Origin of the sequence: Acidisphaera sp. L21, assembly GCF_009765685.1 — a bacterium.
GTDB lineage: Bacteria > Pseudomonadota > Alphaproteobacteria > Acetobacterales > Acetobacteraceae > LMUY01.
The window spans coordinates 1-23,071 of sequence record NZ_LMUY01000037.1 but is presented as its reverse complement, the minus strand read 5'-3'; the positions used below and the strand labels follow the sequence as shown (position 1 = coordinate 23,071).

Annotated in this window: 17 protein-coding genes; 9 read left to right on the top strand and 8 right to left on the bottom strand. The window is 64.3% G+C overall.

Going from position 1 to position 23,071, the window contains the following annotated elements; all coding sequences use genetic code 11:
- Positions 1-10: 10 nt before the first annotated feature.
- The 4 genes from GSQ76_RS08865 to tssH all read right to left on the bottom strand — a co-directional run bounded on the left by GSQ76_RS08865 (position 11) and on the right by tssH (position 6,326).
- The gene (locus GSQ76_RS08865) at positions 11-2,434 is read right to left on the bottom strand and encodes a type VI secretion system Vgr family protein (RefSeq protein WP_158743552.1); all 2,424 of its coding nucleotides are present in this window, start codon (positions 2,432-2,434) and stop codon (positions 11-13) included.
- A 43-nt stretch (positions 2,435-2,477) separates the two neighbouring features.
- A complete protein-coding gene (locus GSQ76_RS32330) occupies positions 2,478-3,065 on the bottom strand; it encodes an invasion associated locus B family protein (RefSeq protein WP_158743551.1) in 588 nt (195 codons plus the stop codon).
- An 87-nt stretch (positions 3,066-3,152) separates the two neighbouring features.
- Complete coding sequence (locus GSQ76_RS08855; protein ID WP_158743550.1) at positions 3,153-3,629, bottom strand: type VI secretion system tube protein Hcp; 477 nt, start codon at positions 3,627-3,629, stop codon at positions 3,153-3,155.
- 45 nt (positions 3,630-3,674) lie between these two features.
- Positions 3,675-6,326, bottom strand: coding sequence for a type VI secretion system ATPase TssH (gene tssH, locus GSQ76_RS08850; protein WP_158743549.1), 2,652 nt, complete (start codon positions 6,324-6,326; stop codon positions 3,675-3,677).
- 79 nt (positions 6,327-6,405) lie between these two features.
- On the opposite strand from tssH, the gene tssA reads away from it, so the two are divergent.
- From tssA to GSQ76_RS08805, 9 genes are all read left to right on the top strand, one after another.
- Positions 6,406-7,524, top strand: coding sequence for a type VI secretion system protein TssA (gene tssA / locus GSQ76_RS08845; RefSeq protein WP_158743548.1), 1,119 nt, complete (start codon positions 6,406-6,408; stop codon positions 7,522-7,524).
- A 156-nt stretch (positions 7,525-7,680) separates the two neighbouring features.
- Complete coding sequence (gene tssB / locus GSQ76_RS08840) at positions 7,681-8,190, top strand: type VI secretion system contractile sheath small subunit (protein WP_158743547.1); 510 nt, start codon at positions 7,681-7,683, stop codon at positions 8,188-8,190.
- Between the two features lie 4 nt (positions 8,191-8,194).
- Positions 8,195-9,688 carry a type VI secretion system contractile sheath large subunit gene (gene tssC / locus GSQ76_RS08835; protein WP_158743546.1) on the top strand — a complete coding sequence of 498 codons (1,494 nt, stop codon included), beginning with the start codon at positions 8,195-8,197 and terminating at the stop codon, positions 9,686-9,688.
- A gap of 30 nt (positions 9,689-9,718) precedes the next feature.
- Complete coding sequence (gene tssC, locus GSQ76_RS08830) at positions 9,719-11,278, top strand: type VI secretion system contractile sheath large subunit (RefSeq protein ID WP_158743591.1); 1,560 nt, start codon at positions 9,719-9,721, stop codon at positions 11,276-11,278.
- 9 nt (positions 11,279-11,287) lie between these two features.
- Entirely contained in the window at positions 11,288-12,106 is an 819-nt protein-coding gene (locus tag GSQ76_RS08825) for a type VI secretion system accessory protein TagJ (protein WP_158743545.1), read from the top strand.
- Entirely contained in the window at positions 12,103-12,612 is a 510-nt protein-coding gene (gene tssE, locus GSQ76_RS08820; RefSeq protein ID WP_158743544.1) for a type VI secretion system baseplate subunit TssE, read from the top strand. Before GSQ76_RS08825 ends, tssE begins: the two co-directional genes overlap by 4 nt.
- Before the next feature lie 5 nt (positions 12,613-12,617).
- Positions 12,618-14,441 carry a type VI secretion system baseplate subunit TssF gene (gene tssF, locus GSQ76_RS08815; protein ID WP_158743543.1) on the top strand — a complete coding sequence of 608 codons (1,824 nt, stop codon included), beginning with the start codon at positions 12,618-12,620 and terminating at the stop codon, positions 14,439-14,441.
- On the top strand, positions 14,438-15,463 hold the full coding sequence (gene tssG, locus GSQ76_RS08810; protein ID WP_254070315.1) for a type VI secretion system baseplate subunit TssG: 1,026 nt from the start codon (positions 14,438-14,440) through the stop codon (positions 15,461-15,463). The genes tssF and tssG overlap by 4 nt, the downstream gene beginning before the upstream one ends.
- A complete protein-coding gene (locus tag GSQ76_RS08805; RefSeq protein ID WP_158743541.1) occupies positions 15,460-16,950 on the top strand; it encodes a class I SAM-dependent methyltransferase in 1,491 nt (496 codons plus the stop codon). The genes tssG and GSQ76_RS08805 overlap by 4 nt, the downstream gene beginning before the upstream one ends.
- A 2-nt stretch (positions 16,951-16,952) precedes the next feature.
- On the opposite strand, the gene GSQ76_RS08800 is transcribed toward GSQ76_RS08805, so the two are convergent.
- From GSQ76_RS08800 to icmH, 4 genes are all read right to left on the bottom strand, one after another.
- A complete protein-coding gene (locus GSQ76_RS08800; protein WP_254070314.1) occupies positions 16,953-17,714 on the bottom strand; it encodes a PP2C family serine/threonine-protein phosphatase in 762 nt (253 codons plus the stop codon).
- Complete coding sequence (tagF, locus tag GSQ76_RS08795; RefSeq protein ID WP_158743540.1) at positions 17,711-18,289, bottom strand: type VI secretion system-associated protein TagF; 579 nt, start codon at positions 18,287-18,289, stop codon at positions 17,711-17,713. Before tagF ends, GSQ76_RS08800 begins: the two co-directional genes overlap by 4 nt.
- Positions 18,271-21,837 (bottom strand): type VI secretion system membrane subunit TssM, encoded by a 3,567-nt coding sequence (gene tssM, locus GSQ76_RS08790; RefSeq protein WP_254070313.1) that lies wholly within the window; start codon positions 21,835-21,837, stop codon positions 18,271-18,273. Before tssM ends, tagF begins: the two co-directional genes overlap by 19 nt.
- The coding region (gene icmH, locus GSQ76_RS08785; protein WP_158743539.1) for a type IVB secretion system protein IcmH/DotU at positions 21,837-23,071 on the bottom strand (1,235 nt) is incomplete at its 5' end. The genes icmH and tssM, both read right to left, overlap by 1 nt.

Below are 23,071 nucleotides of genomic sequence, written 5' to 3'. Positions count from 1 at the left end.
CTGGGTGACATCATCCGATTTTGATCTGTGCGCCGGACATCGTTGCAGTGCCGGACCCGCTAATCTTCACCGAAGGCGCTTCCATCGACACGGAGGCCTTGCCTTTCAGATATAGATCGGGCGCTTCGACGGTGGCCATCGATTTGGCGGAAAAGTCGATGATCGACGCCGAGACACTGCCTGTGCCGGCGGAAGTTATGGACCAGGTTGCACAATCCGTCGATGATTCCAGGCTAGAGTTCTTCTCGTCGCCGGCCGTGATCGTGTACGTATAGGCCTTGTTGACTTGCACGGACCCACTTCCTGTCAATGCGAATCCGAGCGCCAGCGTGATGGTGTTGCTGTTACCGACGACCGTGGCCGTACTGGTTCCAATGACGACGCCGACACTGACGCCGATGACGATGGTGTAGGAATACGGCTGGGTGAAGGCATAGGATGTGCCATAGACATAGGTCTGCGACTCACCAAACGTCTTACTTTGGTTCATCCCCGTCGTTTCGCTGAGCGCATCGGCGAGGTTGTAGGTAGATGACTTTTTGTGAATGTGCGTAATCGATTGCAGCATGACCTCGGTGTAAGAATCTTTGAGTGTCTTGGTGTGACCATCTCCATTGATCTGGGCGTTGCTGTTGCCGCCGACCCAACTGTTGCTGTCCGAGTCGGTGTAGCTGTTGTTCATGCCGCCGACGAAGGAATTGTTATCCTTCTCCGCGATCGTGTTGATGCTACCGTCGGTGGCAACGTTGCTGGCCTTGGTGTCCTTGGCCAATGCGGCGGCGATGGCTTTTAGATCATCGAGCCCGGGGTTCGTGCCCAAGATCTGCCCGTCTGCGTCATCGAACGGAACACCGGCCGACAGGGGTTTCGCAATGCCGCCAAACGAGACGACGTTTACGGCCCTCGGGCTGATAATCGAAAGATATTCCGAGCCCGCTTCGCCATACATGACAATTTTATTATTCCCGTGATCCCGGGTAATCGTCTTGTGCTTGTCCGCCGGAAGATCGGTCGGAGTAATCTTTTCGGCGTTGTGCACTCGTCCGGTAATTAACGGACGATCTGGGTCGCCCTCCAGAAAGTCGACGATCACCTCCTGCCCGGCATGGGGAATTGCAATCCCACCGAACCCGGCACCAGCGCTATTCTGTGACACCCGGAGCCAGCAGGACGTGGCGCCTGAGGCTCGCTGACCCCGACGATCCCAATGAAAGTGAACTTTCACCCGCCCATATTCGTCTGTATAGATTGGATCGCCGGCGCTTGGGGAGACCACGGTCGCCGTCTGCGCGCCTTGGATGATGGATTTCGGCGTGGCTCGCAGCGGCCGATACTGCACCGCGGCGGGGATGGCGGTAAACTCGCAGCTATAATCGCTGCTGCCGCCCTGCTCCAAGAAGTAGCCACGTTCCTGGGCGTGGTGCCGAACTTCTGTCAGAAAATAGCCCGATGGCTCCGTATCGGAAACCGCGCCGTGGTCCACCAGGTCGAACCGGAAGCCGGATTGCAGGGCGCAGACGCCAGCGATACCGAACAGGCGGTCGTGATGCGCCTCCTCCGTCTCCATCCGGACCCGGGTCAGGAAATCCCCGACCCGCTGGTCGGTGTAACCGCCGGGGAATTCGAACCACTCATGCTGCGGCATCATCGCCACGGGGAGGGTTGTCCTGGCCTGTTTTTTCATGAGCTTAGAAGGCGCTTCGAAATCATAATCGCTAAGCGCCCAGGTGCCCGGCCGGAACACCACGTCGCTCCACACACGCTGGATCTCCCCCATGTCGGCGCGCGAGGCGGTGGCAAGCTGGCGCGGCGTGGTGAATTTTGTCAGGTGGTTGCTGTCCGACATCACCAGCGTGTGACGATCTGCGGTATGTTCGTGGAAAAAGAAGATCCCGACATGCTCCATCAACCGCGACACGAAAGCCAAGGCTGACTCGCGATATTGCACGCAGTAATCGACGGTGGGGTAGTCGGTCTTCAGCAGTTTGAGGTCGTAATCGGTGACGCCGTATTCGTCCAGCATCGCCTGGATAATCGCCGGGTAGGTCATGGATTGAAAAATGCGGCAATCCGCAGTGCAATCCATGAACCACAGTCGGGGGACGATTTCCGCCCGATAGCCGCCATGCCCGCGCATGGTAACGGGTTGTCCGGTGATGCGGCGGACGAAGCCGTTAACAGGCCGGCGCCAATCCTCCCGGTCGTTCTGCAACCATAATGTGACCCGTTTGCCGATCAGATCGCGGACCTCGCTGTCCGATGCCTGCGTCAAAAAGTCGACGGTATACAAAAATGGCCGCGAAACGGCCTCCTCCCCCTCAATCGCGGTGAGAAGCAATACGTCCGGCCCAAGCGAGGAATCGATCGCAATAGACCGTCCTGTCTGGGTAATGCCACCGTACTCGTCCCCGCGCTTGGTCTGGGCATCGCTCATGGCTGCCGTCCTCCAGTTCGGACCGAGTGTTGGTTCACCGACGTTACGATGCTTCCTCGCGCGTGAGCGCGTCCAGCGCTTGTACGAGGCCTTTTGGTGAGAAGGGCAAAGCGGCCTCCTTCCCAGAACCATCCAGATACACGATCCTGGTCGCGTCGGTGCGGGCGCGCAACTGCTTTGCGACGTCGTCGGACATCGAAGCGGCGGCGAGACACCCGCCTGGCAGGCAACGACGCCACGCCAGATCAATGGCCGGGCTGTCCTTCCCAGGGCCACCCAGCCTGGGTTGCTGCCCTAGGGTGACGCTGGTGGGCACCAGAATGGTCAACTGCAATGGCTCACCCCGGGCAGGGCGCCCCATGACGATCTGCGCCACGGGCTGTCCCTGCGCCGACAAAACTTGGGCGATTTCACACACTTGCATGCTACCCCCGCCGGGGCGCTCGCACCGCAACGTCCAGTCACCAAACGTTGCCGTGGTTCGCTGGGGCGCTGTCGTAGCGGCTGCCGGTGCCGGTGCCGGTGTAGGCGTAGCAGCCTGCGTGCGCGATGGCAGCGCAGCACCAATGGCGCCGAGCAGTAGAGGCGCCAGGGCAAACCGCCGGAGGCGCAGTAGAGGCCGAGTCGTCATCAAATTCCCTTCACACGCACACGGAACCGGCGGCGGTCGGCGGCGCCCGAAAGCGCCGCAAACCATCCGCCCGGCGAGGCGCCTTGATCAGCTCGCCTTCAGCGCCATGAGGTCGTAACCAACCTTCGGACCAGCCTTGGGCGATCCCTTATCGTCCAGCGGAGAAGGCGAAACCAGGATATTGGTAAAGTTCAGGGAAAGCGATTCCATTGGATTATCACCGCCGCTGGACATCGAATAGCTGCTGACACCGCATTGCTTCAGTTCATAGGCCAGATAGGTGTCGATCTTGTTCTTCGTCGTGGTGGTGAACTTGAATTCCACCTTCGTATCGAACGAGCCGGCCAGAGCGTCTTGATACAGCTTGGACGACGCGTCGTCGAACACCTTGGTGACCACTACCTCGGAAATTTCGGGGTTGCTGCCCTCACGCTGCTTGCCGCCGGATCCCGAGGTGACGGCACGGCCGACGCCATGCTGGAACGACATCAGTTCGATCCATTCCTTAAACCCCTCCGTCGCAACCCGGCCCTTGATGTCGCCGAATTTCATATAGATGGCCATCGTATCGATCTCCTTGTGGTGATGGGAATACCCGTCCTGGCTGTGTTACGGGCCGCCAACGTCGTAGCTGAAGCCGCCATCGGGCTTCAGCCCAACATGAATGCGGCCTACAACCCGCCCCTCCGCCAGGTGGGACAGCACCTCTGCGGATAGCTCCGGCAGCAAGGTGCGGGACAGGATGTTCTCCACGTTGCGGGCACCAGATGAACTCTCGGTACACCGCGCTGCAATCGTCTCGACCAACACCGGGTCCCACGTGAAATCCGCCCGATACGCCTCGTGCACGCGGCGCTTGATGCGGCCCAGTTGCATGGCGACGATCTGCCGGATGATCGCGTCCGGCAGCGGAAAATAGGGAACCAGGGTGACCCGGCCGAGAAAGGCAGGTTTGAAGTATTTCGACAACTCCGGCCGCAATGCATCCGCGAGTCCCGCAGCATCTGGCGCCGTTTCCGGGTCGGCGAACAGTTTGGCTATTAGGTCGGTGCCGGCGTTCGACGTCATGATGATGACGGTATTCTTGAAGTCGATGTCGCGACCCTCACCGTCCTTCATGTTCCCCTTGTCGAACACCTGAAAGAACACGTCTTGCACACCAGGATGGGCCTTCTCCATCTCATCCAGCAAGACAACGCTGTAGGGGCGGCGGCGCACAGCCTCCGTCAGGAGGCCGCCTTCTCCGTAGCCGACGTAGCCCGGCGGGCTGCCCATCAGCAGGCTGACCTTATGTTCCTCCTTGAACTCGGTCATGTTGATGGTCGTCATATTCTGCTCGCCCCCATACAGCAGATCGGCGAGGGTGAGGGCGGTTTCGGTTTTGCCGACGCCGGACGTGCCGACCATCAGGAAGACGCCGATCGGCTTGCGCGGGTCGGTCAACCCGGCGCGGCTCGTGCGAATGGCTTGGGCGACCGACTCCAGCGCGTGGTCTTGCCCGACAACGCGCTTGGTCATTGCCTCCCGCAGGTTCAGCACGGTGCGGATTTCATCGGATTGCATGCGTCCGGCCGGGATGCCAGTCCAGCTCTCCACGATCTCCGCCACGGCCTGGCCGTCCACCACGGGAAAGATCAGCGGCTGTTCGCCCTGCAGCGCCTTGATGCGCTCGCCAGCATCCTTCAGCGCAGCCTGGTCGGCGGCGAGGTTGGCCGTCGGGTCCGCAGCCTCGATCCGGGTGCGCGCCTCCGTAATTTCCGTCACCAACGCCTGTTCGGCCGCCCACCGGGTCTCAAGCGCGGCGAGGGCCGCGACAACCGTTTCGCGCTCCGCCGCAAGCTCGTCCCGCCGGGTATGGTGGTCGGTGCCGGATGCTGCCTCGCGGTCTAGGATCGACAACTCGGTGTCAATCAATCCGATCCGCCGGCGCCGGTCCTCGACGGGGGCTGGGATTGCGGTCTGGCTCATCGCGACGCGGGCACAGGCGGTGTCGATCAGGCTGACAGCCTTGTCCGGAAGCTGGCGCGCTGGGATGTAACGGGCGGATAGGCGCACCGCCTCGCTCACCGCTTCATCGAAAATCCGAACCTTGTGGTGCTTTTCCAGCGTTCCCACCAGGCCGCGGATCATGGCGATCGCTACTGGCTCGGTCGGTTCTTCCACCTTGACTGGTTGGAAGCGCCGGGTGAGGGCAGCATCCTTCTCGAAGTATTTTTTATACTCGGCCCAGGTCGTGGCGGCGATGCTACGCAATTCACCGCGCGCCAAGGCCGGCTTCAGCAGATTGGCTGCGTCGTTCTGCCCGGCCGCTCCACCAGCGCCGATCAAGGTGTGGGCCTCGTCGATGAACAGAATGATAGGCTTAGGACTGGCCTTGGTTTCATCGATGACCGATCGCAGCCGGTTCTCGAACTCACCCTTCACCCCGGCACCGGCCTGTAGCAGGCCCAAATCGAGTGTGCGGAGGATCACATCCTTCAGCGGTGCCGGAACGTCGCCTTCGGCGATTCGTAACGCCAGGCCCTCGACCACCGCCGTTTTGCCGACACCGGCTTCACCCGTCAGGATTGGATTGTTCTGACGCCGCCGGGTCAAGATATCGATCATTTGACGGATTTCGAAGTCGCGCCCAAGGATCGGATCGATCTTGCCGGCGCGAGCCTGCGCCGTGAGATCAACGGTGAACTGGTCCAACGCGGCCGAACTGCCTGCGCGCGCACTATCGCCGCCCGACCCGCCACTTGCCGCTTCGGAGCCGACGGCTTGCGTCGTTGCGGCGGCCTGTTCGGCGGTATTCGCACAGACGCTAGCATAATCCCGCTTCAGCAGATCCGGCTGGATCCGGGCGAATTGGCCCGACGCTTCCTTTGCCCGGCGGGATAACGTTTCATCCGCCAGGAGCGCCCATAACAAATGACCAGATCGAACCCGTGTCGCGCCCTGTTCCAGCGATGCGAGCAGCCAGGCTTGCTTCACCATCTCGACAATGTCGGGCGATAGTGACGGTGCGCGGGCGTTGCCGGTTTTCATGCGATCCAGCGAGCGATTAAGATCGATGAGCAAACGGCTCGTCTCGACCTCCCAATGCCGCAGTATCGCAGCCACATCGGTATCGGCACGATCGACCAGACCGAGCAACACGTGCTCGATTTCGACATTATAGTGGCTTCGCGATAGTGTCATGCCAGCCGCGCCTTCAAGCGCGCGCCGGCACGTGTCATTCAGCCGCCCAACCAGGGACTTGAGGTCGATCGCCGCCAATTGCTTTCCCCCTCTGCGGCCGAAGCGTATAAGTTACGCAGCAGAAATGTAAAGTGCAGGATTGAGGTTCCGACCCAAGATGACGGAAGTGTTAGATGGTTTCGATCTCGATGCGATTATCGCACCGATTCCTGGGGACAATGCGGCGGGCACCGATCCACGGGATGATGTCTCCCCCACCTCGATCTATTTTCGTTTGCGCGATGCGCGGGCCGAAGCACGGGATCTGGAGCGCCAGTCCGAGGCTGGTGGCGGGGATGATAGCGGGCCGCCGCTGGCATGGCGTACCGTCCGGTCGTTGTCGGAACAGGGCCTGAAGGAGGGCGCCAAGGATTTAGAGTTTGCCACTTGGTTGACGGAATCCCTGGTGCGTGCCGCCGGATTGCGCGGCCTTGCGACAGGCGCGATCGTGATCCGCGGCCTCGTCGAGCATTTCTGGGACGACCTTTATCCAACACCCGACGAGGACGGCTTGGAGACGCGGGTTGGCCCGCTCTCTGGCTTATCTGGGCAGGGCGTTGATGGCTCGTTAATGCAGCCGCTGCGTAAGATCGTCCTATTCCAGCGGCCGGACGGCTCACCGTTTGGGTTCTGGCAATACGAGCTTTCGGTCGAGCTGTCCGGAATCGTCGATCCAGTACGCAGGCAGCAGCGGTTGGACGCCGGTGTTTTGGCGTTTGAGCAACTGGAAAAAGAGGCTCGTCTTGCCGGACCTGCCCATTGGTCGGGCTTGCAGGAAGAAATATCACACGCGCTTGCGGCATGGACGCAGATGGCAGCCCTGCTGGATGAACGCGCGGGGGATGCAAGCCCATCCACGAGTCGTGTGCGTGATCTTTTGGTCGCGATGGGCGAGACGGCGCAGCGCTTTGCACCGCAAAGTTCGGTATCGGTGTCACAGGCTGCGCCGGCTTCCGCCGCAATTTCGACGGCTCCGTTGCCGTCTAACAAAATTGTGATGGGAGCGCCGGGCGTGATCAATACACGTGATGATGCGCTGCGATTGCTCGGCGAAATTGCGGCGTGGTTCAAGCGTCACGAACCGAACTCGCCGCTTGCGTATACCCTGGATGAGGCGGTGCGCCGCGGTAGGTTGACCTGGCCAGAGCTGGTGGCTGAGCTGATGCCGGACCTGTCGGCACGCAACGCATTGCTGGTAAGCCTGGGCATAAAGCCGCCCCCCGATTCGGTGGAATGAGCACGTTGTTAACCCGGGTTGATACGGGTAAAGATTGACCGTGGGGATCGTGCTCCCCTAAGATCGTTTGGTATGCGGTAAGACCTTGGTCCGTGACGCACGGGCGAGGCAGATGGCGATATGCCGGCTGGCACCAGGGCGGGAGTTGCTAATTCAATGAGCGCAAGCATCCATGACAAGCTCAATCGCGTGCGCAAGCCGCGCGTGCACATTACGTACGAGGTGGAGACCGAGGGCGCCGAGATCCTGCGGGAATTGCCCTTCATCGTGGGGGTTATGGGCGATTTCTCCGGCGACCCGACGGCGCCGCTGAAGCCGATGGCCGATCGCAAATTCATCCAGATCGATCGGGACAATTTCGATGACGTGATGGCCGCGATGACGCCCGGCGTGAAGACCAAAGTGGAAAACACCCTGGCTGGCGATGGCTCGCAGATGGCGGTGGATCTGAAGTTCAACCGAATGGATGATTTCGAGCCTGCGAAGGTCGCAGCCCAGGTCCCGGCGCTCGCCGCGCTGATGGAGACGCGAGATAAATTGCGCGACCTGATGAGCAAGGCGGACCGGTCGGAAGAGTTGGAGTCCCTGCTGGAGCAGGTTCTACGCTCCGAAAGCGAGTTGAAGACCCTCTCGGGTGAACTCGGCTTGAAGAAGACGGAGGGCTAGGCCCATGTCCGACACAGCATCATCGGCCGCCGCCACTGGCGCCACCACCGAGGAGGCCACACCAGGCCTTCTCGACGCAATCCTCTCCAACACCAAGCAGACCGAGCCGGATCGGGCACAGGATCTGGTCAAGACCCTGGTCGAGCAGGCTCTGTCGGGCACGATGACGTTCGACAAGAACCTTACCCGCACGTTCGAGCACGCGATTGCAGCGATCGACCGAAAACTGTCGACCCAGCTCAACGCGATCATGCATGACCCGAAATTCCTGAAGATGGAGGGATCCTGGCGCGGCCTGCATTATCTGGTGCAGAACTCTGAAACCGGCTCGGCGCTCAAGATCCGGGTGTTGAATGCCAGCAAGCGTGACCTAAACCGGGATCTGAGCAAGGCGGTCGAGTTCGACCAGAGCCAGGTGTTCAAGAAGATCTATGAGAACGAGTTCGGCACGCCGGGTGGTGAGCCCTATGGTGCGCTGATCGGCGATTACGAGTGGAACAACCACCCGGACGACATCGAGACGCTGCGGTTAATGTCCAACATCGCCGCCGGGGCGTTCGCGCCCTTCATCACCGCGGCCGGGCCAGGGATGTTCGGGTTTAAGGACTATACCGAACTGTCCAAGCCGCGGGACCTGTCGAAGATTTTCGAGACCGCCGAGTATATGAAATGGCGCAGTTTCCGCGACAGCGAAGACGCAAGGTTCGTCAATCTGGTGATGCCGCGCGTGATTTCGCGCTTGCCGTATGGTTCGTCGACCAAGCCGGTCGAGGAATTCAACTATGAGGAGGCACCTAGCGACGATACCGGCGTGGCGCGACCAATGAGCCACAACGACTACTGCTGGTCCAACGCCGCCTATGTCATGGGCGCACGGTTGACCGATGCTTTCGCGAAATATGGCTTCTGTACGGCGATCCGCGGTGCGGAGGGCGGTGGCAAGGTGGAGAACTTACCGAGCCACATCTTCACCTCGGACGACGGCGACACCGATAGTAAGTGCCCGACCGAGATCGGCATCACGGACCGGCGCGAGTTCGAGTTGTCGAACCAAGGTTTCCTGCCGCTGTGCCACTACAAGAACACCGATTACGCGGTGTTCTTCGGCGGCCAGTCGGCGCAGAAGCCGAAGAAATACGACCGGCCGGAGGCAACGGCGAACGCCGCGATTTCGGCCCGGCTGCCGTATATGATGGCGACCAGCCGGTTTGCGCACTACCTGAAGGTCATGGCGCGCGACAAGATCGGCTCGTTCATGGAGGCTAGTAACGTTGAAAGCTGGCTGAACCGTTGGATTCAGAACTACGTCAACACCAACGAGGCCGCTGGCCAGGACATGAAGGCCCGGTTCCCGTTGCGTGAGGCGAAGATCGAGGTGAAGGAAATCCCGGGGAAGCCCGGTTCGTACAACGCAGTCGCCTATTTGCGCCCCTGGCTGCAGATGGAGGAACTGACCACCAGCATGCGCATGGTGGCACGGGTGCCCCAGCCCTCATAACGACGGAGGACCGGTCCGGGCGTGACCGATATGGACGACTCGGAAACCATCATCCTGCGGCCTGGGCGCACTCTACCCGCGCCGCAGCCTGGTTTGCGGGATGATGTGTTGGGCGGACGGTATTTTGGTACGGCCCGTGCTGCAACGGGCGCGCGGTTGGCGGCGTTTCTACACGGTCGCGGCAGTGTTGCCGAATTACTGGCGGATTGGTTCGGTGATCGTCTGCCGGGTGCATTGCGTGGCGGCCCAGACGGATTATTTGCCGCGCTGGACCGGGACATCGCTGTTATCGATGCGCTCATCGGGCGTCAGTTGGATGCGGTGCTGCACGCGCCCAAGGTGCAGGCTCTGGAGGGTCGGTGGCGCGGTCTGCACTGGTTCTTGTCCGGGATCGAGCCGACGCGGCGGATCAAGGTGCGCGTGCTGCCGCTCACCTGGGCGGAATTGTGCCGCGACCTGGAACGCGCGCCGGAGTTTGACCAGAGCACGCTGTTCCGCCGGATCTACGAGGATGAATTCGGCATGCCCGGTGGCGAGCCGTTCGGCCTGCTGGTGATCGACCATGCCATCCGCCATCGCCGCACGCCGGATGCGCCGACCGATGATGTGGGTGCGCTGGCCCAACTCTCCTCCGCAGCGGCGGCGGCGTTTTCGCCGGTGGTGCTGTCTGCCCATCCCTCGCTGCTGGAGTTGGATGGGTTTGACGGCTTGTCCACCCTGCAGGATGTCGCGGCGCCGTTCAGCGGAACCGAGTATGTGCGCTGGCGCAGCCTGGCGACGCGTCCGGATACGCGGTTCATTGCCGTCACGTTGCCGCGCTTGTTGGCCCGTCTCCCCTGGGGCGATGACCCGGCCCGGCGTGACGGCTTCCGATACCGTGAATACGCGCCAGATCCGGCCAGCCGCACCTGGATGAACGCCGCCTACGCTTTCGCCGCCTGCGTCGTGCGGGCCTATGCCAACCATGGCTGGCCGGCGGATGTGCGCGGTGTGGAGACAGACCGTGTCGGTGGTGGCCTGGTCACCGACGTGGATCCAGAGCCGTTCGACAGCGGCCCCGGTGATGTATGGCCGCGCACTGGGATCGAGGCCCGGCTGACCGACCGGCAGGAACGGGCGTTGGTCGATGTGGGGCTAATGCCGATTTCGGCGCTGCCCTATGGGCCAGATATGGTGTTCGGCTCGGTTCGTAGCCTGCAACTGCCAGCGCGCTATCAGGGCGTGAACGCGGCCGCGGCCGATGCCAACGCGAAATTGTCGGCGCAGGTGAATTCGATCCTCTGCGCCTCCCGCTTCGCGCATCTGATCAAGGTGATGGGACGGGACATGGTCGGCTCGTTCCAGACCGCCGATGAGATCGAGCGGAAATTGCAAAACTGGCTGCAGGGCTACGTGAACACCAACATCACCGGCAGCGGCGATGCGCGGGCGCGTTTCCCCCTGGTCGCCGGGGATGTGCAGGTGCGGGAGAAGCCGGGCAAGCCGGGCGTCTTCGGCTGCATCGTCCGGCTGCAGCCGCACTACCAACTCGATGACGTTGCCAGCACGTTCAGCCTGGTCACCGAACTGGCCGCGCCAAGCGGCCGATAGGAGGCAGCGATGTCCCAAACCAAGCCTGACGATGCTGGCAGTTTGTTTCGCGAGGGCCGGCTGACCGACGCGGTCGCGGCGGCGAACGCAGCGGTGCGGAAAGCCCCGTCGGATCTGGGGGCGCGGCTGCTGTTGGCGGAGTTGCTGGTGTTTTCCGGCAATTTGGAGCGGGCGGACGTTATCCTTGATGCATGCGGCGATCTAGACCCGTCGGTTGCCGTGGTGATCGCCGAGTTCCGCCAATTGGTGCGGGGCGAGGTTGCGCGGCGACAGGTGTTCCGGGATGGCAGAGTGCCCGAATTCGTCGGCGATCCGACGGTCGCTCAACGCGCTGCACTGGCGGCGATCCTGGCGTTGAAATCCGGCAATCTTGCGGAAGCCGGGCAGCACGCGGCACTGTTGGAGGCGGAGCGGCTTCACCCAACCGGGATCGGTCCCACCGGTCCGTTCGACGATCTACGTGATGGCGACGACCTTCTGGCCGGCAGCTTCGAGGTTATCACCACGACGGGCAAATATTTCTGGATCCCGTCCGAGCGGGTGACGCTGTTGGAATTCCATCCTCCCAAGCGGCCGCGTGATCTGTATTGGCGCCGGGCGACGATGGAGGTGTCTGCGGGCCCGGATGGCGAAGTGTATCTGCCGGCGATCTACGCCGCCGGCACGGACCCGATCAACGACGAATTCCGTCTGGGCCGCGCCACGGACTGGCGGCAGGCGGGCGAGGGTGCGCCCGTGCGAGGCGTGGGCGCAGTGACGTTCATGATCGGCGACGAAGCAGCCACACTGATGGAACTGACCTCGCTCAGCTTCACGGTTCTGGATTGAGCGGCGCCGACGGCACCTGGCGGGGCACACGCGGCCGCGCCCAGCTTCCCCTGCTGGACCGGTTGATCGACGGCGATCCGGATGTAGCGGTGGACCGTCCGATGTCGTCTAGTGCCACACTGATGGCGCTGCGGAACAGCGTGCGCTCCGATCTGGAGGCGTTGCTGAATGCGCGGCGCCGTTGGAGATCCTGGGACCCGAAACTGCGGGAGATCGGGGTGTCGCCCGCCGGGTTCGGCCTGCCCGATTTCTCCGCGGGCGCCTTCAACGAGCCGGGCCGCCGCGAGCAACTGCGGAGCGAGATCGAAGCGTGCATTCTCCGCTTTGAACCCCGCTTTGCCAGCGTGAATGTGGTGTTACTGCCCGGCGAGGACAGCCTGTCCGCCAGTTTGCGCCTCCGGATCGAGGCGCTGCTGCACGCCGACCCGGCGCCGGAGCCGATTTCATTCGATACGCTCGTGGACGCCAACACGACCGATGTCATCGTTACCGTGCAAGACGGCTAGACGCTATGTCCGACACGTTGCTCCCCTACTATAACCGGGAACTGGACGCGCTACGCCGCCTCGCCGCGGAGTTCGCCGATGTCCACCCGAAGATCGCCGGGCGCCTGCGCCTCAGCCGCGACACCGTGGACGATCCGCATGTGGCGCGGTTGCTGGAGGGCGTGGCGTTCCTCGCGGCGCGGGTTCACCACCGGATCGACGACGAATTTCCGGAGCTTACGGACGCGTTGCTAGCGGTGCTGTATCCGCATTACCTTGCGCCTGTGCCCTCTATCGCAATCGCCGGCTTTGCCGCCGACCCGGGGCTGGCCGGCGCAGCGTCTCTGCCTGCTGGGTTGGAGATCGATTCCGAGCCGGTGCGCGGCGAGGCTTGCCGGTTTCGCACGGCATTTCCCCTGACGCTGTGGCCGGTCGAGATCGAAGCCGTGCGGCTCACGGGTCTGCCGCTGCCAGCGCCGGCCAACCCGGTGGCGGCGCATGCGGTGTCGTGCCTGCGGATCAGCCTACGATGTAGCGAGCCGGACAAGAATTTCTCCCAATTGGGCGTCGACCGCCTGCGGTTCTTCCTTCGCGGTGCGGGTGCGACGGCGTTGATGGAATTGTTCATGGCGCACGCCATATCGGTGGCCTTCGCCGACGGGCCGGACGATCCCCAACCGGTAATTCTACCGCCAAGCGTGCTGCATCATGTCGGGTTCGACCCGGAGGAAGCGCTGCTGCCATTTCCTGCGCGGTCCTTCTCCGGCTTTCGCCTGCTGACAGAGTATTTTGCGGCGCCGGAGAAATTCCTGTTCGTCGACGTCACCCGGTTGGACGCCAAGACGCTGCTGGGCGCCGGCAATCGGATGGACATCTTCGTCTATCTGGATCGCGCCTTGCCGGACCTGGAACGGTCGCTGGATGCTGGCAGCATGGCATTGGGCTGCGCGCCGATGGTCAATCTGTTCCCGCAGCGCTGTGAGCCGATCCCTCTGGACCACACCGTTACCGAATACCGCATCGTGCCGGACGCAAGGCGCCCGCATGCACGGGAAATCTGGGCCGTCGACCGGGTGACGGAGACGCGGCCCGATGGCGGCGTGCGGCCGTGGCAACCGTTTCATCGCCTGACGCAAGGCGCATCGAGTGTTGAGGCGGAGGAACCAGCAGGGTTCTACGGCGTCACCCGCCGGGCCGCCGCCAAGCGGGGTGCGGGGACGGAAGTGTTCCTGGCGCCACACGATCCTGATTTCGATCCGGCGCGGGCAGCAGATGCCGTGCTCTCAGTCAACGCCCTATGCCTCAATCGTGACTTGCCCGCGTCACTCCCCTTCGGCGGCGGCCACCCGACGCTGACATTGTCGGAGGGGGAGGCCGCGGTGAAGACCGTGACATGCCTTACCGCGCCCAGCGCCACGACCCGCAAGCCGATGCGGGAGAAAGGGTTTTGGCGGCTGATCTCGCATCTCTCTCTCGGCCATCTCAGCGTCGTGGGCGGGGAAGCGGCGGCGGAGGCACTTCGGGAGGTTCTGCGACTCTATGACGGACGGGATTCGGCTGAGTCCCGCGCAGCGATCCGGGCGCTGCTGGAGGTGACGTCGGCGCCGGGCACGGCACGGGTCGCGGGGTCGCGGCCGGGTGCGTTCTGCCGCGGGCTGGATGTGACGCTCACCTTCGACGCATCGGTTTGGGATACGGGCGGGCTATTTCTACTGGCGTCGGTGCTGGACCGGTTCCTGGCGCTGCACGCGACGGTGAATTCCTTCGTCCGCACCCGGGTGGTGCTGCGTGGGCGGCCCGGCGTCGCCATGGCGTGGCCGGCACGGGCCGGCGCACGGGTGCTGCTGTGACGGAACGAGGCGCTGCGGACCGGTTGCAGACCGAACCGCGCCGGTTCAGCTTCGACGCCGCGGTGCGGGTGTTGACCTTCCTGCGCCGCCGCGCAAACCCGGCGGAGGCCGTGCGGTTTCGAAGTTCGACAGGCCTGGCTTTCCCTTCGGCCGAAGTGTTGACGGTCGAACCGGGTGAGGCGGAGGCGCCCCCGGGTATGGCGGTGACGCTGTTCGGGCTCACCGGGCCGTCGGGCGTGCTGCCGCGGCATTATACCGACGCGGTGGTGGCCGGGCTGCGCAATCGGTCGCGCTCACTGCATGATTTCCTGGCGGTGTTGTCGCAAGCGATGACGGCGTTCTTCGCCGCGGCCGGAACGAAATACCGGCCCCACCGCGCGGCCGACGTCGCGAAGCTGGCGGGGGAGGGCGATGATCCGGTGGCCAGCGCTCTGCTGGCGCTGACGGGATACGGCACGCCACACCTTACCGATCGGCTGCCCGCCGGCGTGTCGCCGCTGCAGCACTACGCCGGGCTATTCGCCGCCCGCCCGCGATCGGCGGACCGGCTGGCGGCGTTGGCGTCGGACTGGTTGGCACGGCCGGTGGAGGTGCAACAATTCATGGGCGCCTGGCTCCCGTTGCCGCCGGACCAGCGGACGTCGCTGGCGCGCGGGCTGCAGCTTGGCAATTTCAGCCGGCTGAGCGAGGACGCGACGATCGGCATCCGCGCATGGGACCAGCAGGCCCGTATCGTGCTGCGGGTGGGCCCGCTGGATGCGGACTCCTTTCAGGCCCTGCTGCCGGATCGCGATGCGCTGCGCCGCCTGGTGGGCCTGGTTCGGGCCTTCGTCGGATACGAGGTCGGGTTCGCGATCAACCCCGTGCTGTCGCGTGACGCCTTGCAGCCGATGTCGTTGGGTGCGGCCGATGCGCGGTTGGGTTGGAATAGCTGGATCCCAGCGCCTGGGGCCGCGCCGCCGCGCGTGCACCCGGCGGAGGCGGTCTTCGAGGCAGAATTGGTGGAAGGTTTGGCACATTGACCGACTGGGCTGGCGGCTACGTCGCCGACATCGAATACATCACCGGGTTCTATCGTCCGCAGGCGCCGGCGCATCTGACGTTGGCGGGCTTGCTGGGCGGCGTGGATTCACGGCTGCCGATGCAGACGGACGCTGCGCATTATCTGGAACTGGGCTGCGGCCGCGGGATGAACGCGGCGCTGATGGCGGCGTCCAACCCTGGTTGGCAGGTGACGGCGGTGGACTACAACCCGGCGCATATCGCCGCCGGCCGCTCGCTGGCGAACCAGGCTGGGCTCGATAATATAACGTTCATCGAAGCAGACTTCGCTGCCCTGGCCGAGCGTGACATGCGGCCGGCCGATGTGGTGAGCATGCATGGCGTGTGGAGCTGGGTCTCCCCCGCCGTACGTGCCGGTATCGTGCGGCTGTTGAACCGGGTGGTGGCGCCGGGCGGGCTGGTTCACCTCAGCTACAACGCGTTGCCGGCCTGGCAGGGCGGGATCGGATTGCAGCGTCTGGTATTCGAGGCAGGGCGCCGCAGTCCGGGGCGCAGCGACCGGCAGGTGACGGCGGGCCTGGCATTTGCTGGCGAATTGAAGGATGCGTCGGCCCGCTACCTGATGGACCCGCTGGCCAGTGACCTGGTGGCGCGGTTGGGGGAGGCCGCGGTCGGTTATCTGGCGCATGAGTATATGAACGCGCATTGGTCGCCCTGCTTCCACGCCGACGTCGCGGCCGCGCTGTCGGATGCGAAGCTGGACTGGGCGGCGTCGGGCAACCTGCTGGAGTCGTTCCCGGATCTGATGTTGTCGGACACACAGCGTGGCCTGCTGAACCGGTACGAAGACCCGATCATGCGCGAATTGGTCAAGGATATCTGCATGCCTCGCCAGCTTCGGCACGATTTGTTCGTACGCGGCGCGCGCCGGTTGACCAACGAACAGCGTGATGCTGTGTTGCGTGAATTGTTCGTGGTGATGTCTGTGCCGGCGGATGACTTCGTCTTCGCGATCGATGTGCCGGCCGGCCAGGCGGAAATGGGCCCGGCTTTCCGCCACTTCGTCAAGGCACTGCGCGACGGACCGATGCGAGTTGCGGATTTGCTGGCGACAGCGCCGGGTCACAGCAACCCGGCGGAATTGGCGGCTGTGCTGGTCGGCACCAATCAGGCGCTTATCGTGCCGCGACCCGGCACCCCACCCTCAACTGAGGCAATTCGGTTCAACCGAACGCTTGGTGCACAGATTACATCCCTGGCGGGGCCGGAGCCGTCTGGCGGATTGGCGTCCACCGCGCTGGGAACGGGGCTGCCGGCAACACGGGCGATGCAGTTCGTGTGCGGGCGGATACTAGCCGGCGAGGGCGAGGCTGATCTGGATACTTGGTTCCAGGATCTTCGCCACGACATCCCGGAAGAAAAGCACGAGACCCTGCACAGGATCCTGCACGACGTGGTGGATAACCGGTTGGGACCGATGCGGCAGGCGGGCGTGCTGCCCGGCTAGCATTACGGCGGGTGCGTAACCTCGATCGTGACGGCGGTGATGTTGTCATTCGCCTTGGCGGCCAGAGCGGCCAGCACCAACCGTTCGGCCGGCGCGTCGTCGTCACGGCCGAGTTGACGTTCGATCTCGAGGTCGGACAGCACTTTGCACAACCCGTCGCTGCACAATAGCAGCCGATCGCCGGGAAGGAGTTTGCCGGATCGTTTGTCGAGCTCGAAACTCTCGATCTCGGCACCGACGGCGCGGGTGATGATGTTGGCGTGCGGGTGGCCTTCGGCTTCGGCGGAGGTAATGTTCCCGGACTCAACCATCTCCTGCACCAGGCTGTGGTCGCGCGATACCTGCACTAGCACGCCGCCGCGCAGCATGTAGGCACGCGAATCACCAGCCCATAAGCAGGCGAAATGATCGCCGCGGACCAGTAGGACCACCACCGTGCTCGCGATCATGACGCCTTCGCCGCGGCGTGCCGCCTCTGCCCGCAGCCAATCATGGGTTTCTTGCACGCGCAGTCGCACCTCAGCCAAGGCCTGCCCCGCCGAGAGCCCGGCTTGCAGCCCTTCCAATGCCTGAACAATCCGGCCGGATGCGACTTCCCCAGCCTCATGCCCGCCTGCGCCATCGGCAACCACCCAAATGCCCAAATCCGGACGATTGATGAAGGCGTCTTCATTATGGGTTCGCACGGTGCCGCAATGGGTCGCCGCCCACGACCGGAAGCGGCCCGCCGTCGCCGTCGTGTGGATGAACCCACTCTCGTTCACTGGTTTAACTCCGCTGGCACCCAATCACTGTCGATCATTCCGGGAAATTCATCACTTTCCGGCAAACCATGCGTTAGGATCGTCCTTGGCGGCATGCGCGCGCCTCCGGCCGTCCACCATTGGGCCTGTCCTGCGTCTGCGGCTTGTGTGTCAGACGCGTCGCCCGGTCCAAATGCATTCTGCAATCGCTCGGCCAGTGCTTCGGGTTCCCAATCATGCGCCAGCGCATCGACCCCAGCTTGCTCCGCGGCGTCCAGAAAGGCACCGGCGGCGGTGATGTCCCCGACTGCGGCCAGGGTCAGCGGGAAGTAGCGGTTGGCGCGATCTACGCTGGGCATCCATACCCCCAGAACTGCCTGGTCCCCGCAGCAACCGGCGGGCAATAGGAAGCGCCAAATTGGTGCCTCCAACCAGGCGGACACCCAGTCCGGCTCGCGAGTTTGCGTGGCTGCGATGCCGCGTTGCAGCCAGTCATCCCAAGGGTCGACGAAGCTGCGCGGCAGGCCGGAGCGGAGGAAATCGCCGCGGACTGGAAGCTTTCCGTAGAACCCGATGCTTACTGCACCGTGGGACAACGGAAATCCTGCAGTAGACCCGGCGCGAAGGGATTAATGACCGAACTCGCCCGGATCTCGAACGAGGCCGAGCGTTCGCCGATTTTGAAAGCCAGGGTGTATTTCTCCGGGGTGCCCGCCTGCGTGATGGTGCCGCGCGCGAACAGGCGGAACATCGCCCAGGGTCCGGAGCCGGACAGCACGCCCGTGCCACCGACCGGGGGCGGATCGAACACCAACCGCACGCTTTGCATCCTGGTCGAGCCAGGCCAGGTGATCGACGTGGCGCGGGAGGGACCGTGAACGTTGGTTACCGCGACGCCGTCGAAATCCAGCGTCACTTGTCGCGCACCCTCGTCCAGATCGGTGGGCGTGATGTCGAAGCGAACGCCGGGCGTGGTGCCGCCGCCGCTGAAGAACAGGTCTCGGATGACGGCGGCGCGCTGGAAGTTTGCGAGGTCAGCCGGGGAGATCGGCGGCGGCACGCCATCCGCTATCTGCGGCTTCCAAGTCTTGCCGGACATGTCGATGTAGGGACGCAATTGCGTGTTGACGAAACCGTCGATCAGCCCGCCGGTGGAAAACAGCTTGCCGAAATCGTCCATCGGCGTTTCCAGCGTCGCACCGGCGGTGAAGGGATAGCGGCCATTCACGGCGATGGGGCACAGCGAGGCCGGGCCCCCAGGGCCGTTGAATGCCGCCACCACCTGCTGGCGAGCCCCGCCGCCGCGTAGCACGGTGCCGGAGGTCGACATGTCGCCCAGCCAACGCGCGAGCGGTTGGGGTTGGCGCTGTGCCTCGGTCCGCAGGGCCAACGCCGGGTCGTTGCCGCTGGCGGTCGGGGGTGGTGCGGTGCCCAGTGGCGCTGCGGCCAGCTTGGCCAGTTGCTGCTGTAGATCGTTCAACAACTTCAGCACTTGTTCGATCGGGGCCGCGGCGCCTCCGGCGACCAGGTCGCGCAAAGGTTTATACCGGTCATCGATTTCGTGGCCCGGCGGTAATACGGGGGCGGACACCATGGTTGTGCCCATCGCGGCCGCCACCCTCGACTCCGCACTGCTGACGTTGCTGGCCGCCGCTTGTTGCGCTGCCGCCTGCGCCTGTGCTGCCAGCCCAGCCGCACCGGTCGGCGTGGGCGGAACCGACAGGGTCAGTTGGCGTGATGCGGAGACCAGCAAATCACGCATCGGCGATTGCGGTGATGCCAGAATATATAGATCCTGCGCTGCCTGCGTGAGGCTGCGCAGCGGCACGACGTTTAGATCGGCCAGCATCGCGTCCCACGCGGCGATATAATCCGCCTCGTAAAGTGCTATCACCTGCTGCTCTAGCGCCCGCATTTCTGCTGGCCCGGTGCTGATGGCGGAGCGTTCGCCCAGCACCCAGCTTTCCCCGGCGACCTCGCGCGCGGCCGGCCCCAGCGCCGGCAGCAGCACCTTATGGAATCCGTTCACCGTCAGGAAACCAGGCACCCCATCGGTGAGCGCCTTGCCCGACGCGCGCACGAACACGCGCAATCCCGCCAAGCCCAGTGCGTCGCTCGGCAACCAGGGCGGTATGCGTTGGGCGGCGGCGGAGGGTTTGATGCGCGAATATACCCGCGAGGCCAACGGCACCCGGCTGAACGTGGCACGCGCTGCGGCCACCAACTGACCATCCAGGCTGACGGGGGGCAGTGGCTCGGCCAGCAATGCGTCCAAGTGGCGGCCGAGTTCGTCCAGCATCGGCTGGTTGAAGGCGCCGGGGTAGGTAGCACGCCAATCCAGCGTCATCCATTCCCGCACCAGGTCCCGGTCCAACGGGCCGCCGCCGCCCAGCATCAGGTAGACGCGCGTTGCCTCGTACAGGAAGTCCGGCCGGCCTATATTGCCGCGGATCTGCGCCTCCAATCGCCAGACCATGCGCGGCAGCAGCGCGTTGGCCAAAGCGTGACGGTAGACGGCACGCGACCCGGCGCCGAGCTTGGCGCTCTGGGCCAGGCTCATCCGGCTGAACATCGAACTGCCCTCGCCGGAATCCACGCCGTGCGGCAAAGCGCGGGCCTGGTCTAGTAGTGGCAGCAGGCGCTGCAGGTCGGCATCGTTCACCGGGTCAAGCGGCAAGCCATGCGCAGTGGTTTCATAGGCGGCGAGCGCCCGGGCCGTCGCATCGACATCGCGTTGGTCGGACGCGTCGCTGGCCCAAACCAGGCCGGCGAAGAGCATCGTCCCCAACGCTACGCCTGCGAAGGCGCTGCCGCGGATCAGCAGGCGCCGCCGCGCCGCGCCAGGCGGTTCGCTGACGAGCATCGCCTCACCAAACACCACCTGACGCAGCAGCCGGCCAAGGAAGTAGCTGCGCCCCTGCTCCGGTCGTAGGCTGGTAGCACGTCGCTGGTCCAGACCAAAGGACCTGGCCATCGCGCCGGTCAGCCGGTCAATCGGCGTTCCCTCCTGCGTGCCGGAGGTGAGATAGGCGCCGCGGAGGAATGGCGCGGGGTCCAGGCGGGAGCCGCCGAACGCTTCGGTCAGGAACGCGCTGAGTGGTTGCTCCAGCGTCGCGACCTGGGTGGGGAAGCCGGCGATGGCGGCGCGGCGCTCCGGGCTGCGTTCGGCTTGCAACCGGGCGAATAGCCGTTCGTCCAGCCGCGCCACCAATTGCCGCAACTCGTCGGCAAAGGCAGCGGCGGGACCGGCTTCGGTCTTGGTCAGTGGGAAGGTGACGCCCCAGGCCTGGTCGCGCCGGTCGCGGTCCAAATCGTCGAAGAATTCGGTGAACCCGGCGATCAGATCTGCCTTGGTGAACAGCGCGTAGACCGGCATGCGCACCGACAGCTTGGTTTCCAACTCCTTGATCCGGCGTCGGATGGCGCGGGCGTGGGCGATGCGCTCATTGGCGGGCGCGGTGGCGATTTCGGTCAGCGAGATGGCGACCAGCACGCCGTTCAGCGGCTGGCGGGGGCGGGTGGTCTTCAGCAGTTCCAGGAATGCTTCCCAGCCAGCCTTGTCCACGCCGGCGTCCGAATCCTGGGTGGTGTAACGGCCGGCAGTGTCGATCAGCACCGCGTCCTCGGTGAACCACCAGTCGCACATGCGTGTGCCGCCGACGCCGGCCACGGCACCCTGGCCCATCTCCGCGGCCAGCGGGAATTTCAGCCCTGCGTTCAGCAGTGCGGTAGTTTTGCCCGCGCCGGGTGGGCCGATGATGGCGTACCAGGGCTGTTCGTACAAATAGCCGCGGGTGCCTCGCGCCTTCTTCAGCAGCGTGATGGCGCTCGACAGCTTCTCCGCCAGCGCCTCCGCCTCTTCCCGCCCGGCGGCGTCCAGATCGGGGCCGGTATTGATGGGGGACTGGGTGATGCCGACCATCAGCACGCGCTCGCGCCGGCGGCGGCGCGCGTCCAGTAGGACATTCGCCACCAGCCAGACCAGCAGCAGGACCAGGATGACGACCCCGCGCCGCCAATCCTCCTCCAACTGCGGCAGCATGGGCCCGAATTCCCACACCAACGCAGCGAGCAAGGTGGTGCCGACGAAGGTGAGGAACCAGCGCGACAGCAGCAGGCGGATGATGAAGCGGAAGATGAACATCAGGGGACCTGCCGATGCAGCACGACTTCGATGCGACGGTTCGTCTCCCGTCCTTCCGGCGTTGCGTTGGACGCGATGGCTTCGGCGTCGGCGCGGCCTTCGGCGCTGATCCGGCTGTCGATCCCCAGCGTGCCGGCGATGATGCTGCGGGCGGCCTGGGCGCGGGCGGTGGAAAGCGCGAAGTTGGAGGGGAAGGCGACGGTATGGATCGGTTGGTTGTCGGTGTAGCCGACCACTTGCACCGTCCCCGGCTCTTCCTTCAGCGCCAGTCCGATCCGGTCCAGCAGTGGCTTGAACGAGGCCTGGACGGTGGCGCTACCGGACGGGAACATGCCGCGGCTGCTGATGCGCACGATGGGCACCGCGGAGGTGCCGACGACGGATACCAGGTTCTGTTTGATTTCCGGCGCCAAGAAGGTGCGCAGCCGCTCCAACACGCCGGGGAGCGGCGGTTCCGGCGGGGGGGGTGGCGGCTGCACCACGGCCGCTCGGGCGATGGTGGGCATTGTCGCCGGCGGGGCCGCCAGCATGCGGGCATACAGATCGTCCGATGACGCATTGAGCCGGGTGGTGGACCATAGGAAAAGGCCGCCGACCACTGCCAGCCCGGCGACCGCAGCGACCCAGATCGGCAGCCGCGCGCGGGAGGCGCGATACGGCGCGCTCACCCCCTGCCAGTGCGGCGAAAGCTCCGGATTTGCCGCGGCACGGTTGCGGGCGATGATGGCGTAGGTTTCTTCCCGGATGCTGTCGATCTCGCCGGGGCCGCGGGGGGATAGCCGGTATTGCCCGATGAAGCCAAGCGACAGGCAGAGATACATCAGTTCCAGCACTGGCAGAAACTTACCGGGGTTGTCCTTCATCTGCTTCAGCAGGTCGAAGAACCGCTTTCCGCTTCGTACCTCCTGGTGGAAGGTGGACACGAGGGAGCGTGCGTCCCATCCACCGGCGCTACCCCAGGGTGTGTTCAACACCACGTCGTCCAGGCTGGCGCACAGGGCGTAATGGGCCGGGCGCAATTGCTCCATCGGGACGCCGGTATCCCGCGCCCGCTGCTCGAACGCGCGGATTTCACGGACGGTGCGTTCGCGCAAATCACCGGTGTCCGGCGGGTTCGCAGTATTGCGCAGCCGAGCAAGCAATTGCAGTAGCGGCGCGGCGGCAGCCAGCAGCGGCGACTCCCCGATCGCGAGGTTCTCCGTCCCCTCCGCCAAAGTTTGCTGACGGGCAGGCG